Raw genomic sequence first — 14,674 nt, 5'->3', positions numbered from 1 at the left:
GGGAAGCCGCGCGATAGGGGCGGGGCCATGAAAGTGGACCTGTTCGACTTCGTCCTTCCCGAGGAAAATATCGCGCTACGCCCGGCGCGGCCACGCGATGCTGCGCGGATGCTGCTGGTCAAGGGCCAGCGGATGGAAGATCGTTCCGTCCGCGACCTGCCCGACCTGCTCCGGCGCGGCGATGTCCTCGTCTTCAACGACACAAAGGTCATTCCCGCGCAGCTCGAGGGCCGGCGCGGAGAGGCGAGCATTGGCGCGACGCTGCACAAGCGCCACGATCTGCGGGCCTGGTGGGCGTTCGTTCGCAACGCCCGGAGGGTGCGGGTCGGCGATACGGTGCAGTTCGGCGGCGGGGTCGAGGCGGTGTGCGAGGAGAAGAGCAGCGACGGCGCACTGCTGCTCCGCTTCGGCGGCGAGGAGCCGGTCGAGCTGCTACTGACCCGCGCCGGGACCATGCCGCTGCCGCCCTACATCGCGTCGAAGCGGCCGATCGATGAGGCCGATGCGCAGGATTACCAAACGATGTTCGCGGCGCGTGAGGGGGCGGTGGCGGCGCCGACTGCCTCGCTCCACTTCACCTCGCGCCTGCTCGCCGCGCTCGATGTGGCGGGAATAGCCCGCGAGACGCTGACGCTGCATGTCGGGGCGGGCACCTTCCTGCCGGTCAAGGCGGAGGACACCGCCGAGCACCGGATGCATGCCGAATGGGGCCAGATCGATGCCGCCACCGCCGACCGCCTCAATGCGGCCCGCGCCGCTGGGGGGCGGATCATCGCGGTCGGGACCACCGTCTTGCGGCTGCTGGAAAGCGCGGCGGGGGAGGATGGCGCCATCCGTCCGTTCGAAGGCGACACCGCCATCTTCATCACGCCCGGCTATCGTTGGAAGGCGGTCGGCGGGCTGATGACCAATTTCCATCTGCCCAAATCGACCCTATTCATGCTGGTCAGCGCGTTGATGGGGCTCGACACCATGCAGCGCGCCTACGGCCATGCGATCGCGAGCGGGTACCGTTTCTACAGCTATGGGGATTCGAGCCTGCTCCTGCCGCAGGGGTGAGCCTCAGGGACGCAGCGCGCCCTCGACGATTTCTGCCGCACGCTCGGCACCGCCCGCCCTGGCGAGGGCCGAGGCGACCTCGCGGCAGCGGGCGTGCATCGTCTCGTCGCCCACCACCCGCCTGATCTGTGCGGCCAGTGCACCGGGCCGGCGCAGGCCTGCCAGTTCCTCGCCCAGCCGGTGGTGCCGCACCCGGGCAAGGTTGCCGGGCTGGTCGAAGCCGACCGGTCGTACCAGCAGCGGCACCCCGCAGGCGAGCGCATCGAGCACCGTGTTGCTGCCGCCATGGGTGATGACCAGCGCGGCGTGCCGCATGACGGCGCGATAGGGCAGGAAGGCGGCGGCATGGTGGACCGCAAGCCCTGCCGCGTCGGCGTCGCCCAGCCGCCCGCCATGAGCCAGCACCAGCGCGGTTCCCGCCTCGCGGCAGGCCTTGGCAAGCGCGCGCCACAGCTTGAGATCGCCGCCGAGCAAGGTGCCCATGGTGGCGAACACCAGCGGCTTGTCGGGCCTGGCGAAGGGAAGCGGCGCGTTCGCCAATTCCGCCGCCCGTCGCAGCGGGCCGACCGGGACGAAGGGCAGGGGCCGTGGGCGCGGCAGGTCCACTTCGGGCACCATCTGCGCGACCTGCACGGGACCGAGGCAGTCCTGCAGGCTGGCGACCGGCTCGATCCCGAAGCGCTCGGCCCAGCCGGCGATCACCTGGTTTTGCCGGCGGCTGAGCACATCGGCGATGCTCCGGGTCCGCCGCAGCTTGCCGTGGGCGTCCGGCTCATAGGGCCAGTCGAGGAAGGGCAGGGGAACGCCCGGTGCCGGGTCGATCGGGACGGCGCAGGCCAGGCCGACAAACGGCAGGCCGAGCGCCCTCGCAAGGAGAAAACCAGCGGGCTCGATCTGATCGCCGACGATCGCCTCGGCCCCGAGCGCCTTCAGCCGCTCGCGCCCGCCAGCGCACAGCTGCTCGGTCAGCGCCGCGCTGTCGGCGATGGTGCGCAGCGTCGCGACCAGCCCGCCGGGCTTCTCCGCAGCGGCAAGCACCCGCCCAACCGCGGGATCGCCTGCACGGGCGGAAACGTGGTGGAGCGGGATGTCGCCGGTCGTGCCGGGCGCGCCGGCATTGAGCAGGAAGAAGGGCTCGTGCCCGCGTGCTCGCAGCGCCTCGCCCAGCGCGGCAAAGCTCGCCAGATGCGCCGCGAAAGGCGGGCAGATGAAGGCGATCCGCGCCAAGCGAGGAGGCTAGAGGCTGAGTTCGCGGCGCTTGGCGGGCAGCGCCCACCACGGGGTGCCGGGGCTCAGGTGATGCTCGCGGTGATAGCCGAAGTGGAAGCAGGTCAGCAGCGAGGCGACCACGCCATAATCGTTGCTGCGCGCGCGATGTTCGTCGGCGAACGGATCATCCTCATGTCGGTGTGGCAGGAAGGTGCCGAAGTAGAACAATTGCAGCGAGGAGAGGATTGAAGGCAGCGCCCAGAACAGCAGCAGATTGCCGAGCGGCGCGCCGAGGATCAGCACGTAGCTCCACACCAGGACGCTCAGCACCAGGAATTCGCGCAGCCCGAAATAGCGGACCATGAACTGCAGGTACCACGGCCAGAAACGGGTCGGGTGAGCGGCGGCGAAATCGGGATCGCCTTCGGTCCCGACATGCTTGTGATGGTCGAAATGCTTGGGGGTGAGGCGGTCCATCCAGAAACCGGCGTAGAGCAGCAGGGTCAGCCGGCCGAGGAACAGGTTCACGCTCCTGTGGCCGGGGGCGAGGCTGCCGTGCATCGCGTCATGGGCGATGATGAACAGCCCGACGCTGAGCCAGCTCAGCACCGCCACCAGCGGGACCGCGAGCGCCCAGCGCCAGCCTTCCAGATCGAGGAAGAAGACCGACCAGACGTGCAGCGCGACGAAGGCAAGGATGATCGCCCCGGCCAGGGCCAGGCCGATCCGCGTCTGCCGTCGTCGCTGTGCGTCGCTGAGCATGGCCGTGCATATAGGCAGCGCGGGCGTTCGGCGCCACGGGCCAAAGGGCTGGTGTGAGGCCCGCCGGCAATGCCATAAGCTCACGTCTGAACTGGAAGGGGCCAGGACCATGTTGACGGATTTCCGCGCATTCATCGCCAGGGGGAATGTCCTTGGCCTCGCCGTCGCCGTGATCATCGGAGCCGCGTTCGGCACCATCGTCACCAGCCTGACCGACGACATCATCATGCCGCTGGTCGGCTCGGTCGCGGGCGGGCTCGACTTCTCCAGCTATTTCGTGCGCCTGGGCGACATTCCGGCTGGCTACAGCGGTTCCCCGACGGACTATGAAGCGCTCAAGAAGGCAGGCGTGCCGCTGCTCGGCTACGGCCAGTTCATCACCACGGTAGTCAACTTCCTGATCCTCGCTTTCATCATCTTCCTGCTGGTTCGCGCCGCGGCCAAGGTGATCCGCGAGGAAGAGGCCGCCGGTCCGACCGAGGACATTTTGCTGCTGCGCGAAATCCGCGACAGCCTGCGTCAGCCGCCGCTGAAATAGCCCCACAGCAGCCGCGCGGTCATCGCTACGCTGGCGGTGACTAGAAGCGGCCGGATCAGCTTCGCGCCGTAGCGCATGGCGGTGTGGCTGCCGAGCCAGCCACCGGCCATCGCGCCCACCGCCATGCTGAGCCCGAGCAGCCACAGCACTTGGCCGCCGACCGCGAACAGCAGCACCGCCGCGACGTTGCTGGTCCAGTTGAAATATTTGCACAGCGCCGTCGCCCGGGTCAGCCCGTAGCCGCGCAACGCGACGAGGGTCGAGGTGAAGAAGCTGCCGGTGCCGGGCCCGAAGAAGCCGTCGTACAGCCCGATCGCGCCGCCGATCGGGGCATAGCCGGTCGCGCTCAACCGCTGGTGGGCATCCTCGTCGCCCATCCGCGGGCTGAGCAGGATGTAGACCGCATTGGCGAGCAGCAGCAGCGGGATGACCAGCGCAAGGGTGCGCGCATCGATATATTGCACCAGCAGCGCCCCGCTGGCCGAGCCGGCGAAGACGATCAGCGCGGTCGGCAGGTTGAGCCGCCAGTCGATTAGCCCCTTGGCGCCATAATTGCGCATCGCGACAAAGGTGCCGCACATCGACTGTAGCTTGTTGGTGCCCAGCGCATGGAGCGGTGGTACCCCGCTGACCAGCAGCGCCGGCATCATTATCAGCCCGCCCCCGCCGGCGATGGCGTCGATGAAGCCCGCGGCAAGGGCGACGCCGGTCAGGACGGGGTAGAGCCAGAGGTCGATCATGCCCGCCCTTACCCCGCAAGGCGGGCCGGAACGATAAGAAGTTTCTCAAGCAATTCGCGCGATAGAGGCCTGCATGCGCGACACGAGGGCTCCCACTCACGCCGCTGGCCAACACGGGCTCAGCACGGCCTACGAGAGCGCCATCCTGGCCGAACGCCGCGCGTCGGCTGGCCGGGCATCCTTCAGCGGGCAGCAGATCACCGCGCTTGGCGTCCTTCCGCTCGCGATCATTCCGTGGGCGGCGGACAGGGTCGTTGCCGCGCTCATCGGCGAGCCGCTGGTGAGCTTTCGGATCGATGTCGGCTGGATGCTCAGCATTGCGGTCGCGGCAGCATCGCTATGGCTGCTGGTCGCGAACCCCCCACGGGGCGAAGGACGTCGTAAGTGGCTTCTCGTCGCCTACGCGGGAGGCGCAGCCGCGTTCGCCATGACGACCTCGATCGCGACCTGGCAATCCTGGTCGCATGCCGTTGCAGAGCCTCCGCAACGGGCCTTCGAATTTGCCAAGCGCTGTGGGAAGGGCTGCTGGCGACCGGTCTACCAGGCAAGCGATGGACGGATCATCGGTACCGGCGACATCAAGCCGCTTCCGCCCCATGCCCCGCATTGCGTCATCGTTCGTGAGGTGGTCGGCAGCCGCGGCTTGCGGTGGGCGCGGGTGGTGGAGCGATCCCGGCTGCGAGACCGGAAGCAGCTTCACTGGCCGGTACGCCGCGAGGATTGCTTCAGCGACATTCCCCTGGACTCGTTGCCGCGCTGACCCGCACTGGTCCTTGCGCGCTCCAGACATTAGGGCGCGGCAATGACTGCCCGCTTCTCTTTCTCGATCCACGCCACCGACGGCCGTGCCCGGCTGGGCACCATTGCCATGCGACGCGGCGAGATCCGCACTCCGGCCTTCATGCCGGTCGGCACCGCCGCCACCGTTAAGGCGGTGAAGCCCGAAGGCGTGCGCGCGGCCGGGGCCGACATCATCCTCGGCAACACCTATCACCTGATGCTCCGCCCCGGCGCCGAGCGGGTGGCGCGGCTCGGCGGGCTGCACGCGTTCATGGGCTGGGATCGGCCCATTCTGACCGACAGCGGCGGCTACCAGGTGATGAGCCTCAGCGACCTCAACAAGGTGACGGAAGAGGGGGTGACCTTCAAAAGCCACCTCGACGGCTCGCGCCACCTCTTGAGCCCCCAACGCTCGATCGAGGTCCAGCGCCTGCTCGGCTCATCGATCGTGATGCAGTTCGACGAATTGGTCCGCCCCGACGTGCCCGAGAAGAAGCAGCGCGAGGCGATGGACCGCTCGATCCGCTGGGCCCGCCGCAGCCGCGAGGAATTCGATCGCGGCGAAGCGCACGCCGAGGCCAACGCCATCTTCGGTATCCAGCAGGGCGTGCTTGACGAGAAGCTTCGCCGCGAAAGCGCCGACGCGCTGATCGACATCGGCTTCGATGGCTATGCGGTCGGCGGGCTGGCGGTGGGCGAGGGGCAGGAGGCGATGCTCGGTTGCCTCGACTTCGCGCCGGGCCAGTTGCCGGAGGACAAGCCGCGCTACCTGATGGGGGTCGGCAAGCCCGACGACATCGTCGAGGCGGTGACCCGCGGGATCGACATGTTCGACTGCGTGCTTCCGACCCGCTCGGGGCGGACGGGGCAGGCGTTCACCGCCGACGGGCCGCTCAACATCCGCAATGCTTTCCATGCCGAGGACAAGCAGCCGATCGAAGCCGGCTGCCCGTGCCCGGCGTGCACGCGCTACAGCCGGGCCTACATCCACCATCTTGTGCGCTCGGGCGAGATCCTCGGCGCGATGCTGATGACCGAGCATAACCTGTGGTTCTACCAGCGGATGATGCAGGGCCTGCGCGACGCGATCGGCGAGGGACGGCTGACGAGCCACGCCCGCGATTTCCTCGCGCGCTATCGCCACAAAGCCCATTCCGCGCGGGCTTGACCCGCCCGACACTTCGCCCGCACTTTGGTCCCGATGGCAAGGGGCAGGGGCATGGAGAAGAAGGCGGGTTTCGGGGTCGGCGCGTTCCTACTGGTGGCGGGCTTCTGCTGGATCGTCTTCGATAATCTGGCGCTCGGCCTAATCTTCGGCTTCATCGCCGGCGGCGTGGCGGCGACCCGCGCCCGCGAGAAGAACGCCCAGCCGTGACGTCGCCTCCTGCAGGGGCGGGCCGCTTTCCTGCGGATGGGCCGGGGATCTGGTTCGAACTTGGTGGGCAGGACTGGGGAAGGCGCTGCTGTTCCTATTCGCGGTCCTGACCGGCGCGTGGCTGTCGATGTATCCGGTGTTCCGGATCGGGCTGCTGGGCGCGCTCTACGGAAACTGACGGCGCTCAGACCGCCGCCAGTTCGTCAGCCTTGTCGAGAATGGCAAGATCGCGGAGAAGATGGTCCACGTTGCGGGTCATCTCGGGCAGGAAGGTGACCTGGTGGCGGGCGCCGCGATAGGCCTCGGCCATCAGGATCGCATCGATCAGGATGTTCACGACCTGAAGCTCGGCATCGTCGAGCTCGCTCAACCGCTGCAGGCGGCCGAGCACCTTGTGGCGGGCCGCCTCGGGGTCGGCCAGCGCCTCCGATCGGGCGATATTCCAGGCCATCCTCTTCTCCTTCGTCCAAGAGGAGATAGAGGTCGCGGCGGGGAGTGGAAGCTCGGCCTGGCGCGGCCAGGGACCGCGGCGGCGATGCCGCGCCGTTAACGGTTGTCTCCGAGGATGATCAGAGCAGGTCGAGCAGCTTTTCCTTGGGCCGGCACAGCGCCGTTCCCTTCGGCGTCACCACGATCGGGCGGTTGAGCAGGATCGGATGCTGATCGATCGCGTCGAGCAGGGCGTCGTCGGACAGGCTTTCGTCGCCAAGGCCCATCTCCGCATAGGGCGGCGCATTCTCACGAAGCAGGGCGCGAAGCGGGACGCCCGCGTTGTCCGCCAGCGCCCGGACCTCGTCGCGAGTGGGCGGGTTCTGCAGATATTCGATTACGATGGGCGTGATGCCCCGCTCTTCGAGCAGAGCGAGGACGCCGCGCGAGGTTCCGCAGGCCGAGTTGTGGTAGACGGTGACGTCCACGCCCTAGCTTCCGAGCGACACCGACAGGAAGCTGGGGAGCGGGCCGTTCCAGCCGTCCTCGTCCGCCGCATCCTGCTGGCGCGCGGCAGGAGCAGGGGCCGGGGTGCGGGCCGGCGCCGGACGTTCGCGCTCGTCGTCGCGGCGGCTGCGACCATCGCGCGAGCTTGGTCTGGCGGGCTTGTCAGCACTGCGGGCCGGTTCCTCATCGCGGTCCGGTGCGACTGCCGTGACGACCTCGGGGGCGACCTCGGCCTTGGGGGCCTTGGCCGTCTTCGCTGCAGGCTCGGCCTCGGCGCGATCCTTGCGGGTGCTGGAGCGCCGGGCCCGCGCAGGCTTGGCGTCCTTCGCCTCCTTGGCGTCGGGCTCGTCGCTCGCCGCGGGGGCGGAGGTCGCTCCGGCTCGAGGAATCGGCGTTCCGGTCAGCTTCTCGATCTGGGCGACGGCTTCGCTGTCCTCGCGGGTGGCGAGGGTCAGCGCCTTGCCCTTGGCGCCGGCGCGGCCGGTCCGGCCGATGCGATGGACATAGTCGTCCGGCTGCCACGGCACGTCGAAGTTGAAGACGTGGCTGACGCCCTTGATGTCGAGCCCGCGGGCGGCGACGTCGGAGGCGACCAGGATGTTGATCTCGCCGGCCTTGAACCGGTCGAGCTCGGCGATTCGGGCGGCCTGCTCCATGTCGCCATGGATCTGGCCGACCGCGAAGTTCGAGCGCTTGAGGCTGGTCGCCAGCTCGCGCACCGTGGTCTTGCGATTGCAGAAGATGATCGCGGTCGACACGTCCTCGGCGCGCAGCAGGTCACGCAGCACGTCGCGCTTCTTGTCGGAACGGGTCTCAACCAGCTGGGCATCGATGTTGAGGTTGGACGAGGCCGGGCGCGACACCTCGATCCGGCGCGGATCGGTCAGGAACTTGGCCGCGAGCTTCTGGATCACCGGCGGCATGGTGGCCGAGAACAGGAGGGTCTGCCGCTGCTTGGGCAGCTTGGTGCAAATTTCCTCGATGTCGGGGATGAAGCCCATGTCGAGCATGCGGTCGGCTTCGTCGATCACCAGCAGGTCGCAGCCGGTCAGCAGGATCTTGCCGCGGCCGAACAGGTCCATCAGCCGGCCCGGGGTCGCGATCAGCACGTCGACGCCCTTTTCGAGCGCCTTGATCTGGTCGCCCATCTGAACGCCGCCGATCAGCAGCGCCATCGAGAGCTTGTGATACTTGCCGTACTTCTCGAAATTCTCGGCGACCTGGGCGGCGAGTTCGCGGGTCGGCTCGAGGATCAGGCTGCGCGGCATGCGGGCGCGGCTGCGGCCTTCGCCAAGGATGTCGATCATCGGCAGAACAAAGGCGGCGGTCTTGCCGGTCCCGGTCTGGGCGATGCCCACCAGGTCCTTGCCCATCAAAACGGGGGGGATGGCACCGGCCTGGATCGGGGTCGGTTCGGTATAGCCGCTATCGCCAATGGCGCGCAGCAGGTCGTCGGAAAGGCCGAGATCGGCAAAAGGCATAAGATATCCGGATAAGAGAAACGGCCAGCCCAGCATCAACGGCCGGCATGGCGCTTCGCGCCGTGGGCCAAACTGCCGTTCCTGTCAAGAAAACGGCTTGGGAGCGGGCCTCAGAGAGGCTTGGGGACCATCCGCCGGAACCGTTCGATGCGGCACGAACCGCCGATCCGGCTGCGGATCTCGTCACGCTTGGCGCAGACTTTTTCGTCTTCCGGCTGAATGTAGAAATTGCCGTAGAAATCGAGCGTCGGACAATCCTCGTCCATGCGGGCACGAATGCGGCTGCGGTCGTTGAGCAGGAAGTCGACCGACCGTTCGTCGCCCAGCGCGGCGGCGACGATCTGGCCCGCGCCGATGCATTTGGGGCCCTTCTTCTCTTCCCAGCGGATCGGACGCATCGCCCGCGGCCGGATCACCGGCACCCGCCAGATCACTTCCTCGCGCACCACCAGCCGGGTCACCGCGACGGGTTGCATTCCCGCCACTCCGGCAAGGGAGGCAAGCCAGGCGAAGAGGGGAAGGGACAACAGCATGAAGTGAGGGAACACCTGTGGTGAAGCGGCGAGCGGTGCCGGGAACTGATCATCGCTGCTGGGTGCCGGGCGTTGAACCGAGGCTGAACTTGCGTGGCATTTGTGCACAGGGTGGTGCCACACTTGCAAGCACCGGCAAGCCCGCATAGGAGCGCGGCCCACAACGTCTTCAAGAGGGGCCGGCTGGCGGGCCATCCCCATCCTAGGATATCAGGAGAGTTCAATGGCTTCCGCTGCGCCGAATACCGGCCTTCCGCTCCTCTACACTCAGCTCGAGCCCGTCAGCAGCCAGCAGCATGGCACCATGAAGGTACGTGGCCTGCAGGCGCTGCCCGCGGCCGCCAATGTCCATGCCATTCCGCTGACAGTCGACGAGTTCGCGCTCGCTCAGCGTCACTACCCGATCATCTTCTCGGCCGGCGAAGACCCGGTGCCGCTGGCGCTGATGGGTCTCAACGAAGGCGTCAACACCTTCATCGACGCCGAAGGCCAGCCGATCGACCGCCAGGGCTATCTCCCGGCTTATCTGCGCCGCTACCCCTTCCTCCTCGCCCGCCTCAACAGCGAAGCTGACGAGCTGTCGCTGTGCGTCGACCCGACCTCGGGTGCGGTGGGCGACTTCGAGGACGGCCAGCCGCTGTTCGACGGTGACCAGCCGAGCGATGCGACCAAGGCGATCCTGCAGTTCTGCGAGCAGTTCGAGGAAGCCGGCCAGCGCACCGGCCTGTTCATGGCCGAGCTCAAGAAGGCCGGCCTGCTTATGGACGGCGAAGTCGCCATCCAGCCGGAAGGCGTCGAGCAGCCCTTCATCTATCGCGGCTTCCAGATGGTCGACGAGGAAAAGCTGCGTGAGCTTCGCGGCGACGAACTGCGCAAGATGAACCAGAACGGCCTGCTGCCGCTGCTCTTCGCGCACCTGTTCAGCCTGTCGCAGACCCGCGAAATCTTCGCCCGCCAGGTCGAGCAGGGCAAGGGCCCGGCCGGCGTATCGGGCCCGGCGCTGCAGTCCGCCGAGGCGTGATCCCAGCGCGGCAGGGTGAGGGCCGGCACGGCTTGCCCAACCCCGCCGTCGCCACCACCTTGGGGTGGCACCGGAAAGCGTGACATTCGCGGACCGGCTGCGTTCCCCCTTGACCTAAGAGCCCTCGGCACTTGCCGGGGGCTTTTTTTTATTCGGCCGCGAGGGGCGGGGCCTGCCTATCGAGCAGCGCCGAGCCGAGCGCCTCGGCAAGGGCCCCGATCAGCCGGGCCGAGCGGTCGAAGCCCGGACCGGGCTCGCGCCCCGCGGCATCGAGATAGCAGCGACGGTCGAGCTCGAGCTGGATCGCGTGGATGCCGCGCGCCGGCGCACCATGCGCGGCGACGACGTGGCCGCCGGCATAAGGATCGTTGCAGGCGACGCGGAAACCTTCGCGCTCGGCGATGCGGCGGGCGAGATCGGTGACGAGCGCGGCGGCGGTGGTGCCGTGGCGGTCGCCGATCACTAGCTCAGCCTGGCCGGGGCGCCAGGGCATTGAGTGGCAGTCGAGAAGAAGGACTTCGACGTGTGATCGGTGGAGGAAGGCGAGCTGTTCGGCGACCAGGCGGTGGAAGGGCCGCCATGCCGTCTCCAGCCGGGCCTCGAGCTCATTGCGACCGATCCGCCGCCGCCACAGTTCGCCCGCGCCGGCAAGGCGTCCGGGAACGAGCCCCAGCCCCGACCGCACCCGCAGGCCGTCGTGCCCGGTTCCGGGCGGCAGGCTGATGACCGCCGGATCGAGTTCGTTCTCGGCCCGGTTGCAGTCGATCGCCGCGCGGGGCGCCTCGGCAATCACGCAGGCGATGCCGAGTGCCTGGGCTCGCCACACCAGTCGGTCGACCAGCGGATCCTCCAGCGGGCGCAGGCTGTCGCGGCCGCGGCGGCTCAGCCGGATCAGCCAGTCGGGATAGTCGCGACCGGCGTGCGGCACCGACAGCAGTACCGGCAGGCGTCCGGTGCCGGGGACGACGCGCGGGGGAGCGAGAATTCCGGGCTCGGCGGGGCGGGGAATCAAGGTTGGACGCTCCGTCACGAGGCAATGGACTTGCCGGCGGTGATAGGGCGAATAGCGGCCAGCGCCAATTTTCTTCGATCGTGGCGCGTCTCGGCGTCGTTCCGCCTAGAAAATCTTAAAGCTTCCGGGCATAAGAGACCATTCTCATGATCAAGATCCTCCTCGCCGAAGACGATAGTTCGATGCGCGAATATCTCGCGCGTGCGCTGGAGCGAGTGGGCTACAGCGTGAAAGCGGTCGGTTGCGGCACCGAGGCGATGCCGCTGCTCAAGGCCGAATCGTTCGATCTCTTGCTGACCGACATCGTCATGCCTGAGATGGACGGGATCGAACTGGCCCAGAAGGCTGGCGTGATCGATCCGTCGATCCGGGTCATGTTCATCACCGGCTTCGCAGCGGTCGCGCTGCAGAGCGGGCGCACCGCACCCGAGGCGAAGATGCTGAGCAAGCCGTTCCACCTCAAGGATCTGGTCGCCGAAGTGGATCGCATGTTCCAGACCGAGGACCAGCACGGCCGGCTCTGAACGCCGCCGCTGGGACGACTCCGAAGCCGGAACCGGACCGGCTCCGTTCCGTTCAGGATGGCGAAGACCACCTCCTGTACGGAAACATCCCATGCGCAAGACCCTCTTCCTCCTGAGCGCCGCGGCGGTCGTATCGGCCCCTGTCGCGCTGTCCGCCCAGACCGCCAATCGCGGCCTTGCCGCGCGCTACGTCCAGGAGGCGCAGCAGCAGCATCCGGCCGTGATCCAGGAATTCGGTGGGGCCGAGACCGGTGCCCGCGCGGCCTATGTCGAGGGCGTCGGCCGGCGGGTCGCCAGCTATTCGGGCGTCAATGCGGGCTCGTTCCGCTTCACCACGCTCAATTCGGCGGTGGAGAATGCCTTCGCCGTGCCGGGCGGCTACATCTACATCACCCGCCAGCTGATGGGGCTGATGAACGACGAGGCCGAGCTTGCCTTCGTCCTCGGGCACGAAACGGGCCACGTTGCCGCCAACCACGCCCAGGCCCGCCAGTCGGCGGCGCAGCGCAATGCGGTCAGCGGAATCCTCGGGGCGATCATCGGTTCGGTGATCGGCGGCGGGATTGGCAACGCCATCGGTCAGCTGGCGCAGCAGGGGTCGCAGCTCAACACCCTGCGCTTCAGCCGCAGCCAGGAATATGACGCCGACCGGCTCGGCATCAGCTATCTTGCCCGCGGCGGCTACGATCCTGCCGCTTCGGCAAGCATGCTGGCCGCGCTGGGCCGCGCCACCGCGCTCGAAGCGCGGGTGCAGGGCAAGGATAATCGTTCGACCCCGGAATGGGCGACGACCCACCCCAACAGCGACAACCGCGTCGCCCAGGCCTCGCAACTGGCGCGCCAGACCGGCCGCGCCGGGTCTGGGCTACGCAACCGCGACCAGTTCCTAGCGCAGCTCGACGGCGTGTTCGTCGACGACGATCCCGCGCAGGGCGTGATCGACGGCCGCACCTTTGTGCATCCGGACCTCCGCCTCGCCTTCACCGTACCCACCGGCTACCTGATGCAGAACGGGACGGACGCCGTTTCCATCCAGGGCTCGGGCGGGCAGGCGCAGTTCAAGACCGGGCGCTTCTCGGGCAATCTCCAGGCCTATATCCAGCAGCGTCTTCAGGAACTGACCGGGGGACGCACCCAGATCCAGCTGGTCGACCAGAATCGCACGACGGTGAACGGCATTCCGGTCGAATATGTCGTCGGCCGCGCGCAGACCTCCAACGGGATCGTCGATGTCAGCGTGTTCGCTTATGCGTTCGACCAGAACACGGCCTACGACTTCACCATGCTGACCCGCGGCGGGCAGGGCGTCGGGCCGTTCACGTCGATGGTGAATTCACTGCGCCGGGTGACCGCGCAGGAAGCCGCGGCGATCCGGCCGAAGGTGATCGACGTCTATACCGTGCGCAACGGCGACACGGTGCAGAGCCTGGCGGGGCGGATGGCCTATCGCAGTTTTCAGACCGAGCGCTTCCTGTCGCTCAACGGGCTGGCCGCGAACGCTCGGCTGACCCCCGGGCAGAAGGTCAAGCTGGTGGTGCTCGGGCAACGCCGCTGATCGGGTCGGACGCGTGACACAGGTCCGGTGCTCCCGCGTGGGCACCGGCCGTTACCGGCCTTGCGGCTGATCGACCCGCGTCAGGTTACGCGGTTGGTCGCGCTGACGACGAAGCCGTCGATCTTGCCCCACATGCCGTTACTGCCGCCGCCAAGCGCCGACATGCCGGTAATGCAGGCGACTGCTAGCAGTGCCGCAATCAATCCATATTCGATCGCCGTTGCGCCGCTCTGGTCAGCGCGCAACCTGCGCAACATCGTTCGGATAGCGTCCAAGCCACCCTCCTCTGGTCCACGTCCACGCCGATGGTGCTAGTGTCGCGCGGTTAATGAGATAGTGACAGCATGTTCTTGCTTTACGGTTAAGCACGGTTTTTATCGGGCCGGCTCCATCCTGCGAAATGGAGCATGTCGATCCGTTCGGTGGTGGCGGTGCCATCGCCTTGAGCAGCGAACGCGGCCCTTGCAGCCTCCCTTCGCGACTTGCCGAGCCCGTGCCGGGGCCGTGCCAGCAGCACGTTGGTGGCGCCATGATCGCGAAGGTCGCCAATCAATCGCTCGAACGACCGGTACCGCAGGGTCAGCCGGTCGATGTCGACGACGGCATCGGCAAGCCCCGCCTCGGCCAGCAGACCGGCCAGCGCGCCGGGCTCGATCCGGGGGTGGCTGCGGGCGGCGAACGCGCCGCCTTCGCGGTCGGCGGCATGAAGGGCGGCGCGCAGGGCCGGGAGGCTCTGTCCGCCCGGCATGGCGCCGGCCAGCAACCCGTCGGGCGCGAGGCGGGAAGCGATGACTCGCAGCAGCAGCGGCAATTCGTCGCGCGCGTCGAGCTCTCCCATCACCAGGATCAGGTCGAGGCTTGTGGCTTCCTCGTCGGCCAGCGCGTCGATGCCGTCGGCGAAGCGGACCAGCTCGCCGACGCTCGCCAGCCGGGGGTGGAGCGCGGCAGGCACTCCGGACACCAGCACGCGCCCGAAGCGGCGGCTGACCGGTTCCAACCGCTCGAGCCATTCGTCGATGATCCGCTCGGCCAGGAACGGGCGCGGATCGCGCGAGAGCGCACGCTGGCGGCGCTGGCGGCGCGCCGGCTCGTCGAACAGGATGTCGGCCATATTCCCCTTGTGGGATGGCCCGGGCTGACGGACAAGGG

Annotated in this window: 18 protein-coding genes; 8 read left to right on the top strand and 10 right to left on the bottom strand. The window is 67.9% G+C overall.

Going from position 1 to position 14,674, the window contains the following annotated elements:
* Positions 1-27 precede the first annotated feature (27 nt).
* Entirely contained in the window at positions 28-1,059 is a 1,032-nt protein-coding gene (queA, locus tag M1K48_RS03970) for a tRNA preQ1(34) S-adenosylmethionine ribosyltransferase-isomerase QueA (RefSeq protein ID WP_249504572.1), read from the top strand.
* A 3-nt stretch (positions 1,060-1,062) separates the two neighbouring features.
* On the opposite strand, the gene M1K48_RS03965 is transcribed toward queA, so the two are convergent.
* Complete coding sequence (locus M1K48_RS03965) at positions 1,063-2,286, bottom strand: glycosyltransferase (RefSeq protein WP_249504571.1); 1,224 nt, start codon at positions 2,284-2,286, stop codon at positions 1,063-1,065.
* A 9-nt stretch (positions 2,287-2,295) separates the two neighbouring features.
* A complete protein-coding gene (locus M1K48_RS03960; protein ID WP_249504570.1) occupies positions 2,296-3,030 on the bottom strand; it encodes a fatty acid desaturase in 735 nt (244 codons plus the stop codon).
* A 109-nt stretch (positions 3,031-3,139) separates the two neighbouring features.
* On the opposite strand from M1K48_RS03960, the gene mscL reads away from it, so the two are divergent.
* Positions 3,140-3,568, top strand: coding sequence for a large conductance mechanosensitive channel protein MscL (gene mscL / locus M1K48_RS03955; RefSeq protein WP_249504569.1), 429 nt, complete (start codon positions 3,140-3,142; stop codon positions 3,566-3,568).
* On the opposite strand, the gene M1K48_RS03950 is transcribed toward mscL, so the two are convergent.
* Positions 3,550-4,308: a TSUP family transporter gene (locus M1K48_RS03950; RefSeq protein WP_249504568.1), complete on the bottom strand. Its 759-nt coding sequence runs from the start codon at positions 4,306-4,308 to the stop codon at positions 3,550-3,552. The two genes, mscL and M1K48_RS03950, sit on opposite strands and share 19 nt — an antisense overlap.
* Before the next feature lie 73 nt (positions 4,309-4,381).
* Between M1K48_RS03950 and M1K48_RS03945 the strand changes: the two genes are divergently transcribed.
* From M1K48_RS03945 to M1K48_RS03935, 3 genes are read left to right on the top strand one after another with little or no spacing between them, the layout of a single operon-like run.
* Positions 4,382-5,068 (top strand): hypothetical protein, encoded by a 687-nt coding sequence (locus tag M1K48_RS03945; RefSeq protein WP_249504567.1) that lies wholly within the window; start codon positions 4,382-4,384, stop codon positions 5,066-5,068.
* Between the two features lie 42 nt (positions 5,069-5,110).
* A complete protein-coding gene (gene tgt, locus M1K48_RS03940) occupies positions 5,111-6,256 on the top strand; it encodes a tRNA guanosine(34) transglycosylase Tgt (protein WP_249504566.1) in 1,146 nt (381 codons plus the stop codon).
* 51 nt (positions 6,257-6,307) lie between these two features.
* The gene (locus tag M1K48_RS03935) at positions 6,308-6,463 is read left to right on the top strand and encodes a hypothetical protein (protein ID WP_249504565.1); all 156 of its coding nucleotides are present in this window, start codon (positions 6,308-6,310) and stop codon (positions 6,461-6,463) included.
* Positions 6,464-6,647: 184 nt separating this feature from the next.
* Here the strand turns inward: M1K48_RS03935 and M1K48_RS03930 are convergent, their stop codons facing one another.
* The 4 genes from M1K48_RS03930 to M1K48_RS03915 all read right to left on the bottom strand — a co-directional run bounded on the left by M1K48_RS03930 (position 6,648) and on the right by M1K48_RS03915 (position 9,413).
* Positions 6,648-6,914: a hypothetical protein gene (locus M1K48_RS03930; RefSeq protein ID WP_249504564.1), complete on the bottom strand. Its 267-nt coding sequence runs from the start codon at positions 6,912-6,914 to the stop codon at positions 6,648-6,650.
* Positions 6,915-7,032: 118 nt separating this feature from the next.
* The gene (gene arsC, locus M1K48_RS03925; protein ID WP_249504563.1) at positions 7,033-7,380 is read right to left on the bottom strand and encodes an arsenate reductase (glutaredoxin); all 348 of its coding nucleotides are present in this window, start codon (positions 7,378-7,380) and stop codon (positions 7,033-7,035) included.
* A 3-nt stretch (positions 7,381-7,383) separates the two neighbouring features.
* The gene (locus M1K48_RS03920) at positions 7,384-8,880 is read right to left on the bottom strand and encodes a DEAD/DEAH box helicase (RefSeq protein ID WP_249504562.1); all 1,497 of its coding nucleotides are present in this window, start codon (positions 8,878-8,880) and stop codon (positions 7,384-7,386) included.
* A 110-nt stretch (positions 8,881-8,990) separates the two neighbouring features.
* Positions 8,991-9,413 carry a hypothetical protein gene (locus M1K48_RS03915; protein ID WP_249504561.1) on the bottom strand — a complete coding sequence of 141 codons (423 nt, stop codon included), beginning with the start codon at positions 9,411-9,413 and terminating at the stop codon, positions 8,991-8,993.
* 223 nt (positions 9,414-9,636) lie between these two features.
* Here M1K48_RS03915 and M1K48_RS03910 point away from each other — a divergent pair, with 223 nt between their 5' ends.
* Positions 9,637-10,434: a SapC family protein gene (locus tag M1K48_RS03910; RefSeq protein WP_249504560.1), complete on the top strand. Its 798-nt coding sequence runs from the start codon at positions 9,637-9,639 to the stop codon at positions 10,432-10,434.
* 148 nt (positions 10,435-10,582) lie between these two features.
* On the opposite strand, the gene M1K48_RS03905 is transcribed toward M1K48_RS03910, so the two are convergent.
* Positions 10,583-11,446, bottom strand: a complete 864-nt coding sequence (locus M1K48_RS03905; protein WP_249504559.1) for an N-formylglutamate amidohydrolase — start codon at positions 11,444-11,446, stop codon at positions 10,583-10,585.
* Between the two features lie 146 nt (positions 11,447-11,592).
* Between M1K48_RS03905 and cpdR the strand changes: the two genes are divergently transcribed.
* Together cpdR and M1K48_RS03895 are read left to right on the top strand one after the other, a co-directional pair.
* Positions 11,593-11,970, top strand: a complete 378-nt coding sequence (cpdR, locus tag M1K48_RS03900) for a cell cycle two-component system response regulator CpdR (protein WP_249504558.1) — start codon at positions 11,593-11,595, stop codon at positions 11,968-11,970.
* A gap of 91 nt (positions 11,971-12,061) precedes the next feature.
* Positions 12,062-13,525, top strand: a complete 1,464-nt coding sequence (locus M1K48_RS03895) for a M48 family metalloprotease (RefSeq protein WP_249504557.1) — start codon at positions 12,062-12,064, stop codon at positions 13,523-13,525.
* An 80-nt stretch (positions 13,526-13,605) separates the two neighbouring features.
* Here M1K48_RS03895 and M1K48_RS03890 read toward each other — a convergent pair whose 3' ends face one another.
* Positions 13,606-13,800 carry a Flp family type IVb pilin gene (locus M1K48_RS03890; RefSeq protein WP_406697109.1) on the bottom strand — a complete coding sequence of 65 codons (195 nt, stop codon included), beginning with the start codon at positions 13,798-13,800 and terminating at the stop codon, positions 13,606-13,608.
* 86 nt (positions 13,801-13,886) lie between these two features.
* Complete coding sequence (locus M1K48_RS03885) at positions 13,887-14,636, bottom strand: SAM-dependent methyltransferase (RefSeq protein WP_249504556.1); 750 nt, start codon at positions 14,634-14,636, stop codon at positions 13,887-13,889.
* Between the last annotated feature and the right edge of the window lie 38 nt (positions 14,637-14,674).

Source organism: Sphingomonas glaciei (assembly GCF_023380025.1).
In the GTDB taxonomy this organism is placed as follows: domain Bacteria; phylum Pseudomonadota; class Alphaproteobacteria; order Sphingomonadales; family Sphingomonadaceae; genus Sphingomicrobium; species Sphingomicrobium glaciei.
This window is presented reverse-complemented; position numbering and strand designations above follow the sequence as displayed.